The sequence below is a fragment of the Xanthomonas vesicatoria ATCC 35937 genome, assembly GCF_001908725.1.
Classification (GTDB): Bacteria; Pseudomonadota; Gammaproteobacteria; order Xanthomonadales; family Xanthomonadaceae; genus Xanthomonas; species Xanthomonas vesicatoria.
In genome coordinates this window covers 1392872-1408517 of sequence record NZ_CP018725.1, presented here as the reverse complement: position 1 = coordinate 1408517, position 15646 = coordinate 1392872, and the positions used below count along the sequence as shown (strand labels likewise).

Below are 15646 nucleotides of genomic sequence, written 5' to 3'. Positions count from 1 at the left end.
GTTGCATGCGCGCAGCCAAGTGGAGCAACACCATATCGCATCAAGACCATCGCCCGGTCATGCCGACGATGGCGATGCGCGGCAGCCACGCACAGTAGCAAAGCCGCCGCAACGCACACAGGCACTGGCGCACGCTTCATCGGCGCGCGCCAGGCCTGCAATAGTTAGATCAGCGCTGTGCAGTCGGCAGCTCGTCCCATACCTTCGGATCTTCCGCACCCAGCACCCAGCAGCTGAAGCCTTCCAGGCCGTACTGCTTGGCCATGTCGTAACGTGCCTTGAAGCTGCGTGCGTCCGGGCGGAACACCCACTCACGCATATCGTCGCGGTAGAAGTAGAACCACGATTCCTGCTCCACCGGATCCCACTGCACGGTGGCGTTCTGTTCGATCGCCAGCGGGAAGGATTCGTCAGCATCGATATATGTCGCGGAAATGTTCGACGCTTCGGTGCCGTCTTCCTTCACCGGGTTGCCGGTGTACCAGCGGTAGCCGTAGGTGGCAATGCCCAGCGACAACTTTTCTTTGGGCACCTGGGTGATCGCGTAATCCAGGTGCTTCTTCATCCACACCATGCCGTCCACCGGGCCCGGTGTGGTCCAGCGGGTGTGCTGGTCGTAGGTCATGATGCTGACCAGGTCCGCGGCCTGGCCCAGCGCCTTCAGGTCATACGCGCCGCGCCAGTATTCCCACATCCACTTGGAGAACTGGCCGCCTTCGGCATGGCCCGGTGCATTGGGCACCACCGCCACCGACATCTTGAAACCGGCCTTGTGCAGCGCATCGGCGGTCTGCTTGACCATCAAGGTGTAGGCGTCGCGATCGGTCCAGGCGATGTTCTCGAAGTCGAACTGGAAGCCGTAGTACTTGTGCTGCTTGCCGTGGATCAGCAGCGATTCGATCATGCGCTTCTTGGCCGCTTCGTCGTGCATCAGCTTGTGGAAGCCGTCGCGCCCGGTGGTCATCGACAGGATCGGCATCACCCGCAGCTTCTTCTGCTTGGCGATGTCGTACAGGTACGTATTGGGCGTGCCGTTGACCAGGCCGTTCTGATCCACGCCGTACCACGTCGGCACCACCACATCGATCTTGTCGACGTTGGCAATGAACGAGTTGGTCGATTTCTGCGTGTTCATCAGATAGAACAACGCCGTCGGGTTTTTGGCCAAAGCCGGGGCGCAGGTCAGTGCCAGCGCAAGCAACATCCAGGTCAATCGCTTACTCATGAAAGACAACATCCGTCAGGGAGTGGGGGAAGAAAGGTCGATGCGGAACACGTAGGCGCTTTCGCCAATTGGCTTGACCGGCAGCCGCAGATGCAGGCCATCGGCGCGTTGTTCGAAGGGAATCTTCTTGCCGTTGGCCAGCAAGGTCACGCCGCGCACGCCATCGGCCGGGGTGAGCGAGCGGATCACCGCTTCGCCATCGGTCGGCCAACCGAGCTCGATCGCGTACAACGCGCCGTCGCGGGTGGTGAAGCGGAAATCTTCTGCCGTGTACGGTTTGGTCTTGACGTCCTGGAAGGTACCGCCCACCACTTCGGTCGGGCCTTCGCCATACACGCGCCACGGCGTGCTGTCGTAGATCGCGCCACCATTGGTCTTGAGCCACTTGCCGATCGCCAGCAGGATGCCGCGCTCGGTGTCGGGGATCGAGCCGTCGGCACGCGGGCCGATGTTGAGCATCAGGTTGCCGTTCTTGGCCACCACGTCGGCCAGCATGTGGATGATGAAGGTGGGCGACTTGTAGGTGTCGTTTTCGATGTAACCCCACGAGGCATTGCTCACCGAGGTATCGGTCTGCCAATGCGTGGGATGGATACCGGTCAGCTGGCCGCGCTCGATATCCAGCGTGCCGGCGCCTTCGGGGAAGGCGCCCAGCTTGTAGTTCACCACCACGCCGCGGTCGGCTTCGGTGCGCGCCGCGCCCTGGTTGTAGTAATACGCCAGCATCGTCGGCAGGCTGCGCCGGAACGTTGGGTGCGCAATCCACCAGTCGAAATAGATCAGATCCGGTTGATAGGTGTCGATCAACTCGGTGGTGCGCGCCAGCCAGTCGTCCAGCCATGCCTGCGATACCGGCGTCCAGTCGTTGGCCACGTCGGCGTCGTCCTTGCCCGGCAGGCGCACCTGCGCCGGGCCGTACAGCGCCGCATAGCGTGGGTCGTTGACGTCAGAGTCGAAGCTGCGCCCGCCATCGAAGAACCAGTTGTGCTCTGCGCGATGCGATGACAGGCCGAAGTGCAGCCCCTGCGCGCGGATGGCGGTGGACAGCTCGCCCAGCAGGTCGCGCTTGGGCCCCATCTTCATCGCGGTCCAGTCCGACAGCTTGGAGTCGTACAGCGCAAACCCGTCGTGGTGTTCGGCCACCGGCACCACATAGCGCGCGCCGGACTCACGGAACAGCTTGGCCCACCCCTTGGGGTCGAACTTGGGCGCGGTGAACTTGGGAATCAGATCCTTGTAACCGCTGGTCGCCTGCGGGCCATAGGTCGCCACGTGATGGGCGAATTCCTTGGAGCCTTGCAGATACATGTTGCGCGAATACCACTCGCTGCCGAACGCCGGCACCGAGAACACGCCCCAATGGATGAAGATGCCGAACTTGGCGTTGTCGTACCACGCCGGCGATTGATACGCCTTCAGCGCTGCCCAGTCGGGGCGGAACGGACCCTTGCGTGCGCCGGCTTCAGCTTCGCGCACCAGGCGCTCGCGTTCGGGCGCGTACTTGGCGGTGGCATCCAGCCACTGCTGGTCGATGACCTCGGGGCTGAGCGTGGTGGCGGTTGCCGCGGTCGGTGATTGCGCGCTGAGCGTGGCGGCAGGCAATACGAGCAGCAGACCGAGCGCGAGCATTCGCGTTCTGGGTGCAGCTCCGGCGTGGCGGCGGGATGGAGCCGCAAACACGCGGCTATCGGTCGTCATGGGAACTGCACTCCTGTTGAGCAAGACGCACCGGCGATGCTGCAACCGTGCGTGGATGGCAAAAGCGGGCCTGGCCATGCTCCCTCAACCGCGAAGGGGCGTGGCCAGTACCACTCCTTGTTACAACATCGAGCTGTGCGCCGCATGCAACGCACAGCTCACAAAAAAGCGCGCCACCGTGGAGGGTCGGTGGCGCGCCGTTGCTACATCAGAACTTGAAGTTCAGCTGGGCCTGGTAGCCGCGGCCGTTCTTGTAGAACGCCGTGGGGGTATCGCGCGTGTTGCTGAAGACCCGGTAGGTGGAATCCAGCAGGTTGGTCGCGCCGAAGGTGATGCCCATGTAGTCGGTGATCTGGTACGACGCGTTCAGATCCAGCTGCTTGTAGGCATCTGCAAAGTCACGCGATTCCAGACGACCGATCTGGGTGAAGTACTTCGAGCGGTAGCTGTAATTCACACGCACGGTCCAATCGCCATGTTCCCAGTACGGGATCACGTTGTAGGTATCGCGCGACAGGTAGGGCAGGTTCAAGCCGGTGCTGGCATCGGATTTGGCAAACGTGTAGTTCGCCTGCAACCCGAAGCCCAGGCCGAACGTCTGCTGGTAGTTGATCGATGCACCCTTGACCTTGGCGTCGGAGGCGTTTGTTGGGGTGGTGACCTGATAATCGCCTGCCTCATTCCCACGGCGATCTGCCGGCCGGAACTCGTTGACAGTTGTGCTCACGATGTAGGAGCTGATGTCGCGGTAGAACACCTCGCCAGACAACATGCTCGACGGTGCGAAATACCACTCGGCCGCCAGGTCGTAGTTGGTGGACTCGTAAGGCTTCAAGTCCGGATTGCCGCCGCTGGCGGTCAGGTTGCCGTTGCCACTGTTGACGGTGAACGACCCCGCCAGATCGGCGTAACGCGGACGTGCCATGACCTTGGCGGCCGAGAAGCGCAGCACGGCATCGTCGGTCACGTCGTAGGCGATATTGAAGCTCGGCAGCGCTTTGCGGTAATCGTGCGTTTCCGCGACACGCGAAAAAGTGACGTTGTTATCTTGGCTCTGCCAATACTCGGACTTGTCGGTCGTATCGAGCAGACGCACGCCCACGTTACCGCGCCATTGGCCCGACTCGAAGTTCAGCTGCGTGTAGACGTTCTGGGTAATTTCTTTAACGTCGAACGAGCCGCCGAAATCGGTGGTATAGGGACCTTGCGGCTGCGAGAGGAGATAACGACGCACAGCACCTAGATCGGCCGTTGGCCACGTCGTCAGATCGCCGCTGGCGCCCAGGCCGTCATACAGGCTGCTCGGCGTGGTGCCGGGGTTGAACTGGCTCAGCGAGATCGGGTCGGTAGTATTGATGCGGTTGCCACGCGCATCCACGCCGTTGTTGTGGTTGATGTACTTGTAGCCGAACTGCAGTTTGTTGAACGGGCCCCAGGTCAGATCACGCGCCGCGTCCCACTGGAAGTATTTTTCTTCGTCCTTGCTTTTTTGGTAGTAAATGCCGCCCGCCTGCATCACGCCGTTTGCAGTTGAGCCTGCCGGCAGACCAGCGGCATTGCCCGGCAGTGTCCAGTTAGACGCACCGCCGTTATCGTAGTTTACCGCGGTGTGCGAGCCGTCGAAGGCGTAGTTATAGCCACCATCCTGCATCAGGAACTTCATCAGGTATTCGGGGTTTTTGCCGCCGGTCGCCTGGGTGTCTCCGACCTGGGTGGTGAACACCCACTTTTCGCCCGACCAGTCGTGGCGCAAGTTCAGGCTCTTGGTGGTGACGGTGCTGTCGCGGTAGTTCGCATCCAGTTGCGCGTATGGCTGATCGTTGACGCCGCCACGGGTGTTGTCCGATACCGTGGCCGAGGTCACCACGCCGTTCTGCACATTGGCCTGGGTGATCTTCTGGCGGTCATCGTTACAGGCCGGGCACACATAGCGCGCCTGGCTGAAGTTGTTGTATTTACCCTTGATGTAGATGCCGGTGAGGTTGAACTCGTTCTGCTCGTCAGGCTTCCACTGCAAGGCACCCTGCAGGCCGCTGCGCTCGCGGGTCTGCTGGAAGAACGCGCTGCTGATGCCGGCCGGCACGCGGGCGGTGGCCACATCGCTGCCGTCGCCGGTGATGGTGGCTGTCGGCGGAATGCCTGCGCCGGTGGTGTAGCCAAAGTATTCGATACCGGCGCGCGCCAGATCCTGCTTGTCGTGGGTGGCGGAGATCAACGCACCGAAGGTTTCGTCGTCGTTCTTCCAGCTCCACAGCGCCGAGCCGCGCGGATTGCCTTCTTCCGAACGATCGTTGTAGTTGTAGCCGACCGAGCCACGGACGGTGTTCTTGGGCAGGTCCAGCGGCTTGCGGGTGTGCACGATCACGGTACCGCCGATCGAGCCTTCGTCGATGCGCGCCTCGGGGGTCTTGTAGACCTCCATCAGGCCGATGATTTCCGGCGACAGCAGCGTGTAGTTGAAGGTACGGCCGCTGGTGTCGGTCGGGTTGCCGCCCCAGTCGCCCGAGGCGATGGTCTGGCCGTTGAGCAGTACGCGGTTCAACGCGGGGTCGGTACCGTTGATGCTGACCTTTTCGCCTTCGCCGAACTGGCGGTCGACGCTGATGCCCGGCAAATGCGACAGCGATTCGGCTGCATTGATGTCCGGGAACTTGCCGATGTCTTCGGCGCTGATTGCATCGACGATGGAGTTGGCCGAGCGCTTGACCGCCTGGCTCTTCTCCAGCGACGCGCGGTAGCCGGTGACGGTGATGGTATCCAACTCGGTGGTGGCCGACGGCGTGGTGCCGGCCGGGGCTTGTTGTTCTTGTCCGGCAGCCATTGCAGAGCCGGAGCAGTACAGAGCGGCGGTGATACAGAGTGCTAACGTCGTGGTGCGGCTGTGCATGGCTAAACCTCGTTGGTTAGTGCTGTGAGCGCGCCGCCTTCAAAGGCGTCACGTGCTCGGCGTGGCCGGCAAAACAACACGCCCTGACCGTCGCGGTGATCGCACTCCTTGGCTCCGCAATGGCAGCAGGTGGCGTCGATTCGCGTGGTAGAGGAGGTGTCCCCCGTGTGGTGAAGCGGTAAAGCGAATGCGACATCGGCGAGTCGAACGTCAGATGACGCGCCACTCGCGAATCTGGGGTAACAGGCGAGGGAAGCGCCGTTCTTCAGTACCGAACAGTTGCTGGCCCCTCCTGCCAGAACCTCGATTTGGACCGAGTCTCGCGTAGCGCTGACAGCGTTGTCAACACATCGTCACAGATCTCTGCTGCGGCTGCGATTGCGCTGCAATGCAGCATTTTTGCGACGTGATCGCGGAAGTCACTGAGCGTTTGCGCACGTATGGAATTGGACGTCCCGTGCGCGATTCAAGCCTTCAATGGCGAGGTGGCGTTCCGCTAGCGTGCGCTTGGCTCTTGTGCGGAAATCCTCGTGATACACGTGGATATTTCGTGGATGATGGGTGGCGCGAGGGATCGCGCTGATTGTGGTCGCCACAGTTGCGTTACAAGCCGATTACTGACAACGTTGTCTACCTGTTACCGTTCGTCGGACAACGGGACATGACGCCAGCCCGCTGCCACTTATCAGGAGAATGCGTGAGCGCAAGCAGCCCAATGGAAGCGGTGGCCTTTCCGCGCCCCGATACCTTCGTTGCCGCAGACGTGGGGGGGACGCATGTGCGCCTGGCGCTGGTCTGCGCAAGCGCCGATGCACGCAAGCCGGTCACGGTGCTGGACTATCGCAAGTACCGCTGCGCCGATTACCCGGGCCTTGCCGAGATCATGTCCGTGTTTTTTGCGGAGATGGGATGCGCGCCGGTGCGTCGCGGCGTGATCGCCAGTGCTGGTTATGCGCTGGAAGACGGCAGCGTGATCACGGCGAATCTGCCGTGGGTGCTGGCGCCGGAACAGATTCGCCGCCAGCTCGGCATGCAGGCGCTGCATTTGGTCAACGATTTCGAAGCGGTCGCTTACGCGGCCAATTACATGAGCGGCAATCAGGTCATGCAGCTGTCCGGTCCCGCTCAGGGTGCAGCCGGCCCGGCGCTGGTCCTCGGCCCCGGGACCGGGCTTGGCGCGGCGGTATGGATTCCCAATGGTGCCAACCCGATGGTGTTGCCGACCGAAGCAGGTCACGCCGCGCTCGCGGCCGCCAGCGATCTGGAAGTGGCCGTGCTGCAGGAACTGCGCCGCACGCGCACCCACGTGGGCACCGAAACCTTGTTGTCCGGCCCGGGCCTGCTGAATCTCTACACCGCGTTGGCTGCGCTGCGTGGCGAGCCCGCGATGCATCACAGTCCAGCCGATGTCACCGCCGCCGCATTGGCCGGCGACGACGCGCTTGCACGCGATGCGCTGCAGGCGTTCTGCGGGTTCATGGGGAGCGTGGTCGGCGACATGATGCTGCTCTATGGCATCCGCAGCGGCGTCTATCTGGCTGGCGGATTCCTGCCGCAGATTGCCGAGTTCATCGCCGCCAGCGACTTTGCCGACCGCCTCCTCGACAAGGGCACGCTGCGTCCTGCCCTGGAACAGGTGCCGGTCAGCATCGTCGAACACGGCCAGCTCGGCGTCATCGGCGCAGCCAGCTGGTTTCTGCAACACGGCCGCTGACCGGCGACACACCGCAACACACACCGTATGTGGGAGCGCACCTGCGCGCGAAGGGCGTTACCGATGGTGCCCCTCGTGATCAGGGGCATTCCTGCACCTCGGTCGGGCATCGTGCGTCTTTTGCAGTCACTCGTGCTGTATCGGGTCTATCGGCGCTTGGATTGCCGCATTCCGTAAAAGCCCATCTGGGCGCGACGGGGCATTACCGGGAAGGCTCCTCGCGCCCAGGTGCGCCCCTGCGGCGGGCTGCTCGCTTTCATAGTCGTTCGGTCACGCGAGGCGAGGCACTACGCTCACCGCGCGTCTGCGAACGCGATGTGCTACCAGGCCGCGAACCTAAAGGTCGCCGAACCGCGCCTGCAATGCCGCGATGGCGGCCAGGCCGGCGGTCTCGGTGCGCAAGATGCGTGGACCCAATTGCAGGCCGGTGAAACCGGCATCCGCTAGCGTGGCGCGGTCGCGTGGCGACCAGCCGCCTTCCGGCCCGATCGCCACGATGAGACCCTGCTCGACATCCGCACGCAGCGTGGACAGGCGATGCTCGCCCTGCGGGTCCAGGGTCAGCCGTCGCACCTGCGGATCGCTGGTCTGCGCTGCCTCTTGCAAGCCAAGCGGCGCTGCGACGGTCGGTACGCGTGCGCGGCCGGATTGTTCGCAGGCCGATACCACCACATTGCGCCAATGCGCGACGCGTTTTTCCATGCGTGCTGCATCAAGCTTGACCTCGGTGCGCTCGGCATTGACCGGCACGATGGCGGTCACGCCCAACTCGGTGGCTTTTTGCAGGATCAGGTCCATCTTTTCGCCGCGTGCGATGCCCTGGAGCAGCGTGATGCGCAAGGGCGATTCGTTGGACAGCATGTCCGCACGCTCGATCAGCGCACGCGCCTCGCGCTTGCCGGCCACGGTAATTCGCGCGTGGTAGTCGCTGCCATCGCCATTGAACAGGATGCAAGCATCGCCCTCGCGCAGGCGCAACACGCGCAGCAGGTGATTGGCGGACTCTTCGGGCAGGGTCACTTCCTGGTCGCAGCGCAGCGGCAACGCAACGTGGGAGCGGGTCAGGCGCATGCGACAGCCTCCTCGATCGCGTGACGGGTGGTCGCGGCAAGCAAGGCCAACTGTGTATCGTCCACACAGTAAGGGGGCATCCAGTACAGCACGTCGCCTAGCGGGCGCAGCACGACGCCGCGTTCCAGCGCCGCGCGATACGCCTTCAACCCAACCCGTGCCGCGGCGGGGAAGGGCGTGCGTTTGTCGCCTCCCTGGGTCAGTTCGAAGGCCACGATCATGCCGGCCTGGCGGACGTCCGCCACCGCGCCGTGCTCGCCGATCTGCGCAGCGAAGGCGCTCATGCGTGCGGCGGTGTGCTGGTTGCGCGCAATCACGTCGTCGTCTGCGAAGATCTGCAACGTCGCCAATGCCGCCGCGCACGCCAGCGGGTTGCCGGTGTAGCTGTGTGAGTGCAGGAACGCGCGCTCGCGCGAATCGTCCAGAAACGCGTCGTATAACTGCTGCGTGGCCAGCACCGCCGACAGCGGCAGGAAGCCGCCAGTCAATCCCTTGGACAGGCACAGCAGATCCGGCATCACCCCGGCCTGTTCGCACGCGAACAGCGTGCCGGTGCGTCCGAAGCCGGTGGCGATCTCGTCGGCGATCAGGAACGCGCCATGCGCATCGCACAATTCCCGCGCGCGGCGCAGATACGCCGGGTGATACATGCGCATGCCGCCGGCGCATTGCACACGTGGTTCCAGGATCAACGCGCAGATTTCGCCGGGCGATTGTTCGAATAGTGCCTGCAGCGCATCGGCTGCCTGCAGTGCGTAGTCTTCCGCACTCTGGCCCGGCTCGGCCAGGTAGGCATCCGGCGAGGGTGCAAACAGCGATTGCAGCAACAAAGGCGCATACACGCGGCGGTACAGCGGAATGTCGCCCACCGACAGCGCGCCGATGGTCTCCCCGTGGTAGCCGTTTTCCAGCGCGATGAAGCGCGTGCGGCGATGCTCGCCCCGGTTGTGGAAATAATGGAAGGCCATCTTCAAGGCCACTTCGACGCCGGCCGAGCCGTTGTCGGCATAGAACACCTTGGACAGCGGCGCGCGGTCGGGCTGGCGCGGCGCAATCGCCAGCAGACGCTCGGCCAGTTGTACCGCCGGCGCATGCGTGAACCCGGCCAGCATCACCTGCTCCAAGGTGCCGGCCTGTTGCGCGATGGCCGCGCCAATGCGTGGCTCGGCATGGCCGAACAGGTTGGTCCACCAACTGCTCACCGCGTCCAGATAACGACGGCCGTCGTGACCGATCAGCCACGCACCCTGGCCACCGGCGATGGGGACCAGCGGAAGCGTGTGCGGATGCTCGCGCATCTGCGTGCACGGGTGCCACAGCACGGCAAGATCGCGTTGCCGCCAATGTTCGGCAGCTTCGGAGGCTGCAGGGTCTGCTAGGATTTCGGGCTCATGAACATGTCGATGCATCTGCCTATTCTATCGGTCCGCTCCGCGGCTGCGTGCCACGCATGAGCCCGCGTCTGCCGACCATCCACAAGATCACCGATCTGGGCGATGGGCCATTCCGTCGCCAGCAACTGGATCTGGAGTTTTCCAACGGGCAGCGCCGCCTCTACGAGCGCCAACTCAGCCAGGGCCACGGCGCCGTCGTCGTGGTGCCGATGCTCGACGCAAGCACCGTGCTGCTTGTGCGCGAATACGCCGCCGGCGTGCATCGCTACGAGCTGGGTCTGGTCAAGGGGCGCATCGATGCCGGCGAGACGCCGGAGCAGGCGGCCGACCGCGAGCTCAAGGAAGAAGCCGGCTACGGCGCGCGCCAGGTGCAGGTGCTGCGCGCGATGACGCTCGCTCCTACTTATATGAGTCACCAATCCTGGTTGGTGCTGGCGCGCGACCTCTACCCCGAGCGCCTGGTCGGCGATGAGCCGGAAGAGATGGAAGTGGTGCCCTGGCCAATCGCACGTCTGGACGAATTGATGCTGCGCGAAGATTTCTCGGAAGGCCGCTCGCTGGCTGCCCTGTTCATTGCGCGCGAGTGGTTGGAGCGCAACCCATGATCCGCATCCCGATGGAACTGCGCGAAACCGTGATCGCCATCGCCCGCGAAGCGGGCGAGGCCATCATGCAGGTGTACGCGCAGGACTTCGCGGTGGAGATCAAGGACGATGCCAGTCCGCTGACCCAGGCCGACCTGGCCGCCAACCGCGTCATCGTCGACGGCCTACGCCGGGTCACGCCCGACGTGCCGGTGCTGTCGGAAGAGTCCGCGCATGTGGCCTGGGAAGATCGCCAGTACTGGACCAGCTACTGGCTGGTCGATCCGCTGGATGGCACCCGCGAGTTCGTCAAACGCAATGGCGAGTTCAGCGTCAACATCGCACTCATCCACATGGGCGCGCCGGTGCTGGGCGTGGTGCAGGCACCGGTCGATGGCCGGGTCTGGTATGCCGCACGCGGCGAGAACGCGTTCCGCCGCGACGGCGACCGCGACGAGATGCTGCACACCCGCACGCCGGCGGCCACCCCTTTGCGGGTTGCCGCCAGCCGCTCGCACCGCGACGCGCGCACTGCGGCCGCGCTGGAGCGCATGGGACAGATCGACGTGGTGGCGCAAGGCTCGTCGTTGAAGTTCTGCCGCATTGCCGAAGGCGACCTGGATGTCTACCCGCGCTTCGGTCCCACCTCCGAATGGGACACCGCGGCGGGCCAATGCGTGCTGCATGCCGCCGGCGGTGTGCTGCTGGCCGGCGGTTCCGGCAAGCCGTTCCGCTACAACCGCCGCGACACCTTGCTCAATGGTGACTTCATCGCGCTGGGCGATCCCAATCTGCCCTGGCGCGATTGGCTGGCCTGAACACGCCCACTGTCATACGCGCATCGCACGGCAGGCACGGCGGATGCGCAGGATCGGCAGCGGCTGGCCGCTACACTGCGGCGGCACCGCGCGTTAGGGCAACCGCCACGCTTCGCTGCCACGGCGATGCCGCAATGCGCTGGCGATGCTGCCTCCAGACGCGTCTTCCACCACTGCTTCAGGAACACACCATGCTCCAGACTCCGCCCGTTGGCGATATCCAAGGCCTGCTGCAGTTGATGGCGCGCCTGCGCGACCGTGAGCATGGTTGTCCCTGGGATGTGGAGCAGAGCTTCGCCACCATTGCGCCATACACCATCGAAGAAGCCTACGAGGTTGCCGACGCGATCGATCGCAACGACCTGCCGGGGCTGCGCGACGAACTGGGCGACCTGTTGCTGCAGGTGGTCTTCCATGCCCAGATGGCATCCGAACAAGGCGCGTTCGACTTCGCCGACGTGGTCGCCACGCTCAGCGACAAGCTGGTGCGCCGCCACCCGCACGTGTTCGCTTCGCAAACGGCGGACGATGCGCAAGCGGTGAGCGCCAGCTGGGACCAGATCAAGCGCGAGGAACGACGCGCCGCAGGACATCAGGACGACTCCGCATTGGCTGGCATCGCGCGTGGGCTGCCCGAGTGGCAGCGCTCCACCAAGTTGCAATTGCGCGCCGCGAAGGTGGGGTTCGACTGGGCCGGCCCGGCGCCGGTGCTGGAAAAACTGCAGGAAGAAATCGAAGAGCTGCGGGTGGAGTTCGCCCGCGGCCCGGTCGCCGACAATCAGGCGCGCCTGGAAGACGAACTGGGCGATGTGCTGTTTGTCTGCGCCAATCTCGCGCGGCATGCCAAGGTCGATGTGGGCGCCGCGCTGCGGCATGCCAATCTGAAATTCGAACGGCGCTTCCGTGCGATGGAAGCGCGCGCGCTCGCGCAGGGCACGACGCTGGATACGTTGTCGCTGAGTGCGCAGGAAGCGCTGTGGCAACAGGTCAAGCGCGACGAATCTGCCGCCGCGCCGCTGGATGCCAGCGTCGCGCCCCAAGTATGAGCGGTGCGCTGACCACGCTGTTGCTGTTCGTTGCCACCGCAGTGGCCGAACTGGTCGGTTGCTACCTTCCTTATCTATGGTTGCGAAAAGGCGGCAGCGTGTGGCTGCTGCTGCCTAGCGCGCTGAGCCTTGCGATCTTCGTGTGGCTGTTGAGCCTGCATCCGGCTGCCAGCGGGCGCGTGTATGCCGCCTACGGCGGGGTCTATATCGCCAGCGCGTTGATGTGGTTGTGGTGGGTGGACCGCATCACCCCGACCCGCTGGGATCTGCTCGGCGCCGCCTGCTGTCTGCTCGGCATGGCGGTCATCATGTTCGCCCCCCGCAACGTCTGAGTCTGGTGGTTGCCTGAGCTGCACACCCTGAGCTGCCTGCTGCCCGACGCGACAAGGGTCGCAAGCGCTCCTGCACTGCAGACCTGCGCCGGCGACGGGCAGTGCGGGTGCATACTGCTGCAAGGATCGACTCGTCATATGCAAGGGGATGCACATGTTTCCGACTTCGTTTTTGGCCATCGCCGTTCTGGTTGCCGGCGTCATCGTGTTATTCAAGACCGTGCGCATGGTGCCGCAGGGATTCCAGTGGACGGTGGAGCGCTTCGGCCGCTATACCCACACCATGAGCCCCGGTCTGCACTTTCTGGTGCCGGTGGTTTACGGCGTGGGCCGCAAGATCAACATGATGGAACAGGTGCTGGACGTGCCCAGCCAGGACGTCATCACCAAGGACAACGCGGTGGTGCGCGTGGACGGCGTGGTGTTCTTCCAGGTGCTGGACGCGGCCAAGGCTGCCTATGAGGTCTCCAATCTGGAGATCGCCAGCATCGCACTGGTGCAGACCAATATTCGCACCGTGATCGGTTCGATGGATCTGGACGAGTCGCTGAGCCAGCGCGAAACCATCAATGCGCAGTTATTGAGCGTGGTCGACCAGGCCACCAACCCGTTGGGCATCAAGGTCACGCGGATCGAAATTCGCGATATCCAGCCGCCGCGCGACCTGATCGACTCGATGGCGCGGCAGATGAAGGCCGAGCGCGAAAAGCGCGCGCAGATTCTGGAAGCCGAAGGCTCGCGTCAATCGGAAATCCTGCGCGCCGACGGCGAGAAGCAGGCTGCCGTGCTCGAAGCCGAAGGCCGCAAGGAAGCTGCCTTCCGCGACGCCGAGGCGCGCGAGCGTCTGGCGCAGGCCGAAGCCCGCGCCACCCAGGTGGTGTCCGATGCGATCGCCAACGGCAGCGTGCAGGCGATCAATTATTTCGTCGCACAAAAATATGTGGAGGCGTTCAAGGCGCTGGCCACCGCGCCCAACCAGAAGTTCGTGCTGATGCCGATGGAGTCCAGCGGCATCATCGGCTCGCTCGCCGGTATTGCCGAGCTGGCCAAGGAAGCCATCGGCAAGCCCGACGCGCCAGCCGTGCGCGTGCCGCCGATGCCGCCACGCGCGGGAGGCTGAGCCATGCGCTGGGACGTCGTGACCTGGGCGGTGCTGGCGTTGCTATTGATCGCCGCCGAGACCCTGGTGCCGGGTGCATTCCTGCTGTGGATGGGGATCGCCGCCGCCGCCGTCTGCGCGCTCGTGCTTGCGTTGCCGGGCATGTCGCTGCTGGTGCAGATCGTGGCGTTCGTGGTGCTCAGCTTCGTTTCGGTGCAGGTCTATCGCACCTGGTTCCGCGGCAAGGGGCGGCAGAGCGATCGCCCCTTGCTCAACAAGCGCGCCGAGCAATTGATCGGCCGCTGCGTGCTGCTCGATCAAGCCATCTATGACGGCCGCGGTCGCGCCAAGGTCGACGATGCGTTCTGGGTGGTTAGTGGTCCGGACCTGCCCGCCGGCACACCGGTGCGCATCGTCGGCGTCGATGGCATGACCTTGGTGGTACAAGCCAGCGGCTGATCGCCGTGGCAGGGCGCGACTCGGTTGCCATGTTGCAGCGCGGCGTGCGTTTGCGGGTTTACGTCGTTGGGGTTGCCACTGCCTCTGCGCACAGACGCAGTTACCCGCAATGATGGTCGGGCGGCGATAATGGGCATCTTTCCCTTGGACCGGCGCCCATGACCCAGAAGACCATCCTCAACGACACCCATCGTGCGCTCGGCGCCAAGATGGTCGACTTCAGCGGTTGGGACATGCCGATCCACTACGGCTCGCAGCTGGACGAACACCATCAGGTGCGTCGCGATGCCGGCATGTTCGACGTCAGCCACATGACCGTAGTCGACCTGCACGGCGCGCGCGTGCGCGACTTCCTGCGCTACCTGCTTGCCAACTCGGTGGACAAGCTGAAGGTGTCCGGTAAGGCGTTGTACAGCTGCATGCTCAATCCACAAGGTGGGGTGATCGACGACCTCATCGTTTATTTCATGGCCGAAGACTTCTTCCGTCTGGTGGTCAACGCCGCCACCCGCGAAAAGGATCTGCACTGGATCGGCGAACAGGCCGCACGCTTCGAGGTGCGCGTGGAAGAACGCAGCGACTTCGCGATGATTGCGGTGCAAGGCCCCAACGCGTGCGCCAAGGTCATCGACCTGCTCGATCCGTCCGACGTCACGGCAACGAGCAAGCTCGGCCGTTTCGCCGCGTTGCAGACGCGCTCGCGCGATGGCATCGACCTGTTTCTTGCGCGCACCGGTTACACCGGCGAAGACGGTTTCGAAATCGTGTTGCCGCAGGACGCGGCAGTCGCATTCTGGACTGCGTTGCTCGCGCAGGGCGTCAAGCCGGCCGGTCTGGGCGCGCGCGACACGCTGCGTCTGGAAGCGGGCATGAATCTGTACGGGCAGGACATGGACGATGCAGTGAGTCCGTACGAAGCAGCATTGGCCTGGACGATCACGCTCGACGAAGGCCGCGACTTCATCGGCCGTGCCGTGCTCGAAACGCAAAAGGCACAGGGCGCACCGCGGCAGATGATCGGCGTGGTGATGGATGAGAAGGGCGTGCTGCGCCACGGCCAGGCCGTGCTCACGGCTGCCGGCCAGGGCGAGATTCTTTCCGGCACGTTCTCGCCCACGCTCGGCAAGGCAATTGCATTCGCACGCGTGCCGGCCGGCAGCATCGACGACCTGCGCGTGGACATCCGCAGCAAGCAGGTGCCGTTACGCGCGGTGAAGTTTCCGTTCGTGCGCGACGGCCAGGCACAGCCCGGCGTCCTTGGCGACTGAGTCGCCCAATGCTGTTGCCAGGCGTCCGGCGCGACCCGGCTTTACCGACGT

The 15646-nt window shown here is 64.1% G+C and carries 12 protein-coding genes and 1 pseudogene; 8 read left to right on the top strand and 5 right to left on the bottom strand.

The genetic code is table 11. The features are described 5' to 3' along the window. Positions 1-169: 169 nt before the first annotated feature. The 3 genes from BJD12_RS06210 to BJD12_RS06200 form a co-directional block, all read right to left on the bottom strand. Positions 170-1237 (bottom strand): glycosyl hydrolase family 18 protein, encoded by a 1068-nt coding sequence (locus BJD12_RS06210; RefSeq protein WP_039423304.1) that lies wholly within the window; start codon positions 1235-1237, stop codon positions 170-172. A 3-nt stretch (positions 1238-1240) separates the two neighbouring features. Then, complete coding sequence (locus BJD12_RS06205; protein WP_042827619.1) at positions 1241-2923, bottom strand: alpha-L-fucosidase; 1683 nt, start codon at positions 2921-2923, stop codon at positions 1241-1243. A gap of 208 nt (positions 2924-3131) precedes the next feature. Continuing rightward, the gene (locus tag BJD12_RS06200; protein WP_042827618.1) at positions 3132-5810 is read right to left on the bottom strand and encodes a TonB-dependent receptor; all 2679 of its coding nucleotides are present in this window, start codon (positions 5808-5810) and stop codon (positions 3132-3134) included. A 715-nt stretch (positions 5811-6525) separates the two neighbouring features. Between BJD12_RS06200 and BJD12_RS06195 the strand changes: the two genes are divergently transcribed. Next, entirely contained in the window at positions 6526-7524 is a 999-nt protein-coding gene (locus BJD12_RS06195; RefSeq protein WP_005988601.1) for a glucokinase family protein, read from the top strand. A gap of 336 nt (positions 7525-7860) precedes the next feature. On the opposite strand, the gene BJD12_RS06190 is transcribed toward BJD12_RS06195, so the two are convergent. Together BJD12_RS06190 and bioA are read right to left on the bottom strand one after the other, a co-directional pair. Further along, positions 7861-8595, bottom strand: a complete 735-nt coding sequence (locus BJD12_RS06190; protein WP_005988599.1) for a 16S rRNA (uracil(1498)-N(3))-methyltransferase — start codon at positions 8593-8595, stop codon at positions 7861-7863. Continuing rightward, a complete protein-coding gene (gene bioA, locus BJD12_RS06185) occupies positions 8586-10004 on the bottom strand; it encodes an adenosylmethionine--8-amino-7-oxononanoate transaminase (RefSeq protein WP_005988597.1) in 1419 nt (472 codons plus the stop codon). Before bioA ends, BJD12_RS06190 begins: the two co-directional genes overlap by 10 nt. 41 nt (positions 10005-10045) lie before the next feature. Between bioA and nudE the strand changes: the two genes are divergently transcribed. The 7 genes and pseudogenes from nudE (at position 10046) to gcvT (ending at position 15595) form a co-directional block, all read left to right on the top strand. Then, positions 10046-10594, top strand: coding sequence for an ADP compounds hydrolase NudE (gene nudE / locus BJD12_RS06180; protein WP_005988595.1), 549 nt, complete (start codon positions 10046-10048; stop codon positions 10592-10594). Next, complete coding sequence (cysQ, locus tag BJD12_RS06175) at positions 10591-11391, top strand: 3'(2'),5'-bisphosphate nucleotidase CysQ (RefSeq protein ID WP_005988592.1); 801 nt, start codon at positions 10591-10593, stop codon at positions 11389-11391. Before nudE ends, cysQ begins: the two co-directional genes overlap by 4 nt. A 191-nt stretch (positions 11392-11582) precedes the next feature. Next, positions 11583-12392, top strand: a pseudogene (gene mazG / locus BJD12_RS06170) (nucleoside triphosphate pyrophosphohydrolase); the annotation flags it as partial. Between the two features lie 41 nt (positions 12393-12433). After that, positions 12434-12769 carry a YnfA family protein gene (locus tag BJD12_RS06165; protein ID WP_005988588.1) on the top strand — a complete coding sequence of 112 codons (336 nt, stop codon included), beginning with the start codon at positions 12434-12436 and terminating at the stop codon, positions 12767-12769. 154 nt (positions 12770-12923) lie between these two features. After that, positions 12924-13889 carry an SPFH domain-containing protein gene (locus BJD12_RS06160; RefSeq protein WP_042827625.1) on the top strand — a complete coding sequence of 322 codons (966 nt, stop codon included), beginning with the start codon at positions 12924-12926 and terminating at the stop codon, positions 13887-13889. Between the two features lie 3 nt (positions 13890-13892). After that, positions 13893-14327 (top strand): NfeD family protein, encoded by a 435-nt coding sequence (locus BJD12_RS06155; RefSeq protein WP_005988584.1) that lies wholly within the window; start codon positions 13893-13895, stop codon positions 14325-14327. Between the two features lie 158 nt (positions 14328-14485). Next, positions 14486-15595: a glycine cleavage system aminomethyltransferase GcvT gene (gene gcvT, locus BJD12_RS06150; protein ID WP_005988582.1), complete on the top strand. Its 1110-nt coding sequence runs from the start codon at positions 14486-14488 to the stop codon at positions 15593-15595. Positions 15596-15646: the final 51 nt, after the last annotated feature.

What these genes read in the sequence shown, in the direction of transcription:
- nudE (WP_005988595.1), top strand. Translation starts at nt 10,046, where the DNA reads ATGAGCCCGCGTCTGCCGACCATCCACAAGATCACCGATCTGGGCGAT.
- BJD12_RS06155 (WP_005988584.1), top strand. Translation starts at nt 13,893, where the DNA reads ATGCGCTGGGACGTCGTGACCTGGGCGGTGCTGGCGTTGCTATTGATC.
- bioA (WP_005988597.1), bottom strand. Translation starts at nt 10,004, where the DNA reads ATGCATCGACATGTTCATGAGCCCGAAATCCTAGCAGACCCTGCAGCC.
- gcvT (WP_005988582.1), top strand. Translation starts at nt 14,486, where the DNA reads ATGACCCAGAAGACCATCCTCAACGACACCCATCGTGCGCTCGGCGCC.
- BJD12_RS06200 (WP_042827618.1), bottom strand. Translation starts at nt 5,810, where the DNA reads ATGCACAGCCGCACCACGACGTTAGCACTCTGTATCACCGCCGCTCTG.
- BJD12_RS06190 (WP_005988599.1), bottom strand. Translation starts at nt 8,595, where the DNA reads ATGCGCCTGACCCGCTCCCACGTTGCGTTGCCGCTGCGCTGCGACCAG.
- BJD12_RS06210 (WP_039423304.1), bottom strand. Translation starts at nt 1,237, where the DNA reads ATGTTGTCTTTCATGAGTAAGCGATTGACCTGGATGTTGCTTGCGCTG.
- BJD12_RS06165 (WP_005988588.1), top strand. Translation starts at nt 12,434, where the DNA reads ATGAGCGGTGCGCTGACCACGCTGTTGCTGTTCGTTGCCACCGCAGTG.
- BJD12_RS06205 (WP_042827619.1), bottom strand. Translation starts at nt 2,923, where the DNA reads ATGACGACCGATAGCCGCGTGTTTGCGGCTCCATCCCGCCGCCACGCC.
- BJD12_RS06195 (WP_005988601.1), top strand. Translation starts at nt 6,526, where the DNA reads ATGGAAGCGGTGGCCTTTCCGCGCCCCGATACCTTCGTTGCCGCAGAC.
- BJD12_RS06160 (WP_042827625.1), top strand. Translation starts at nt 12,924, where the DNA reads ATGTTTCCGACTTCGTTTTTGGCCATCGCCGTTCTGGTTGCCGGCGTC.
- cysQ (WP_005988592.1), top strand. Translation starts at nt 10,591, where the DNA reads ATGATCCGCATCCCGATGGAACTGCGCGAAACCGTGATCGCCATCGCC.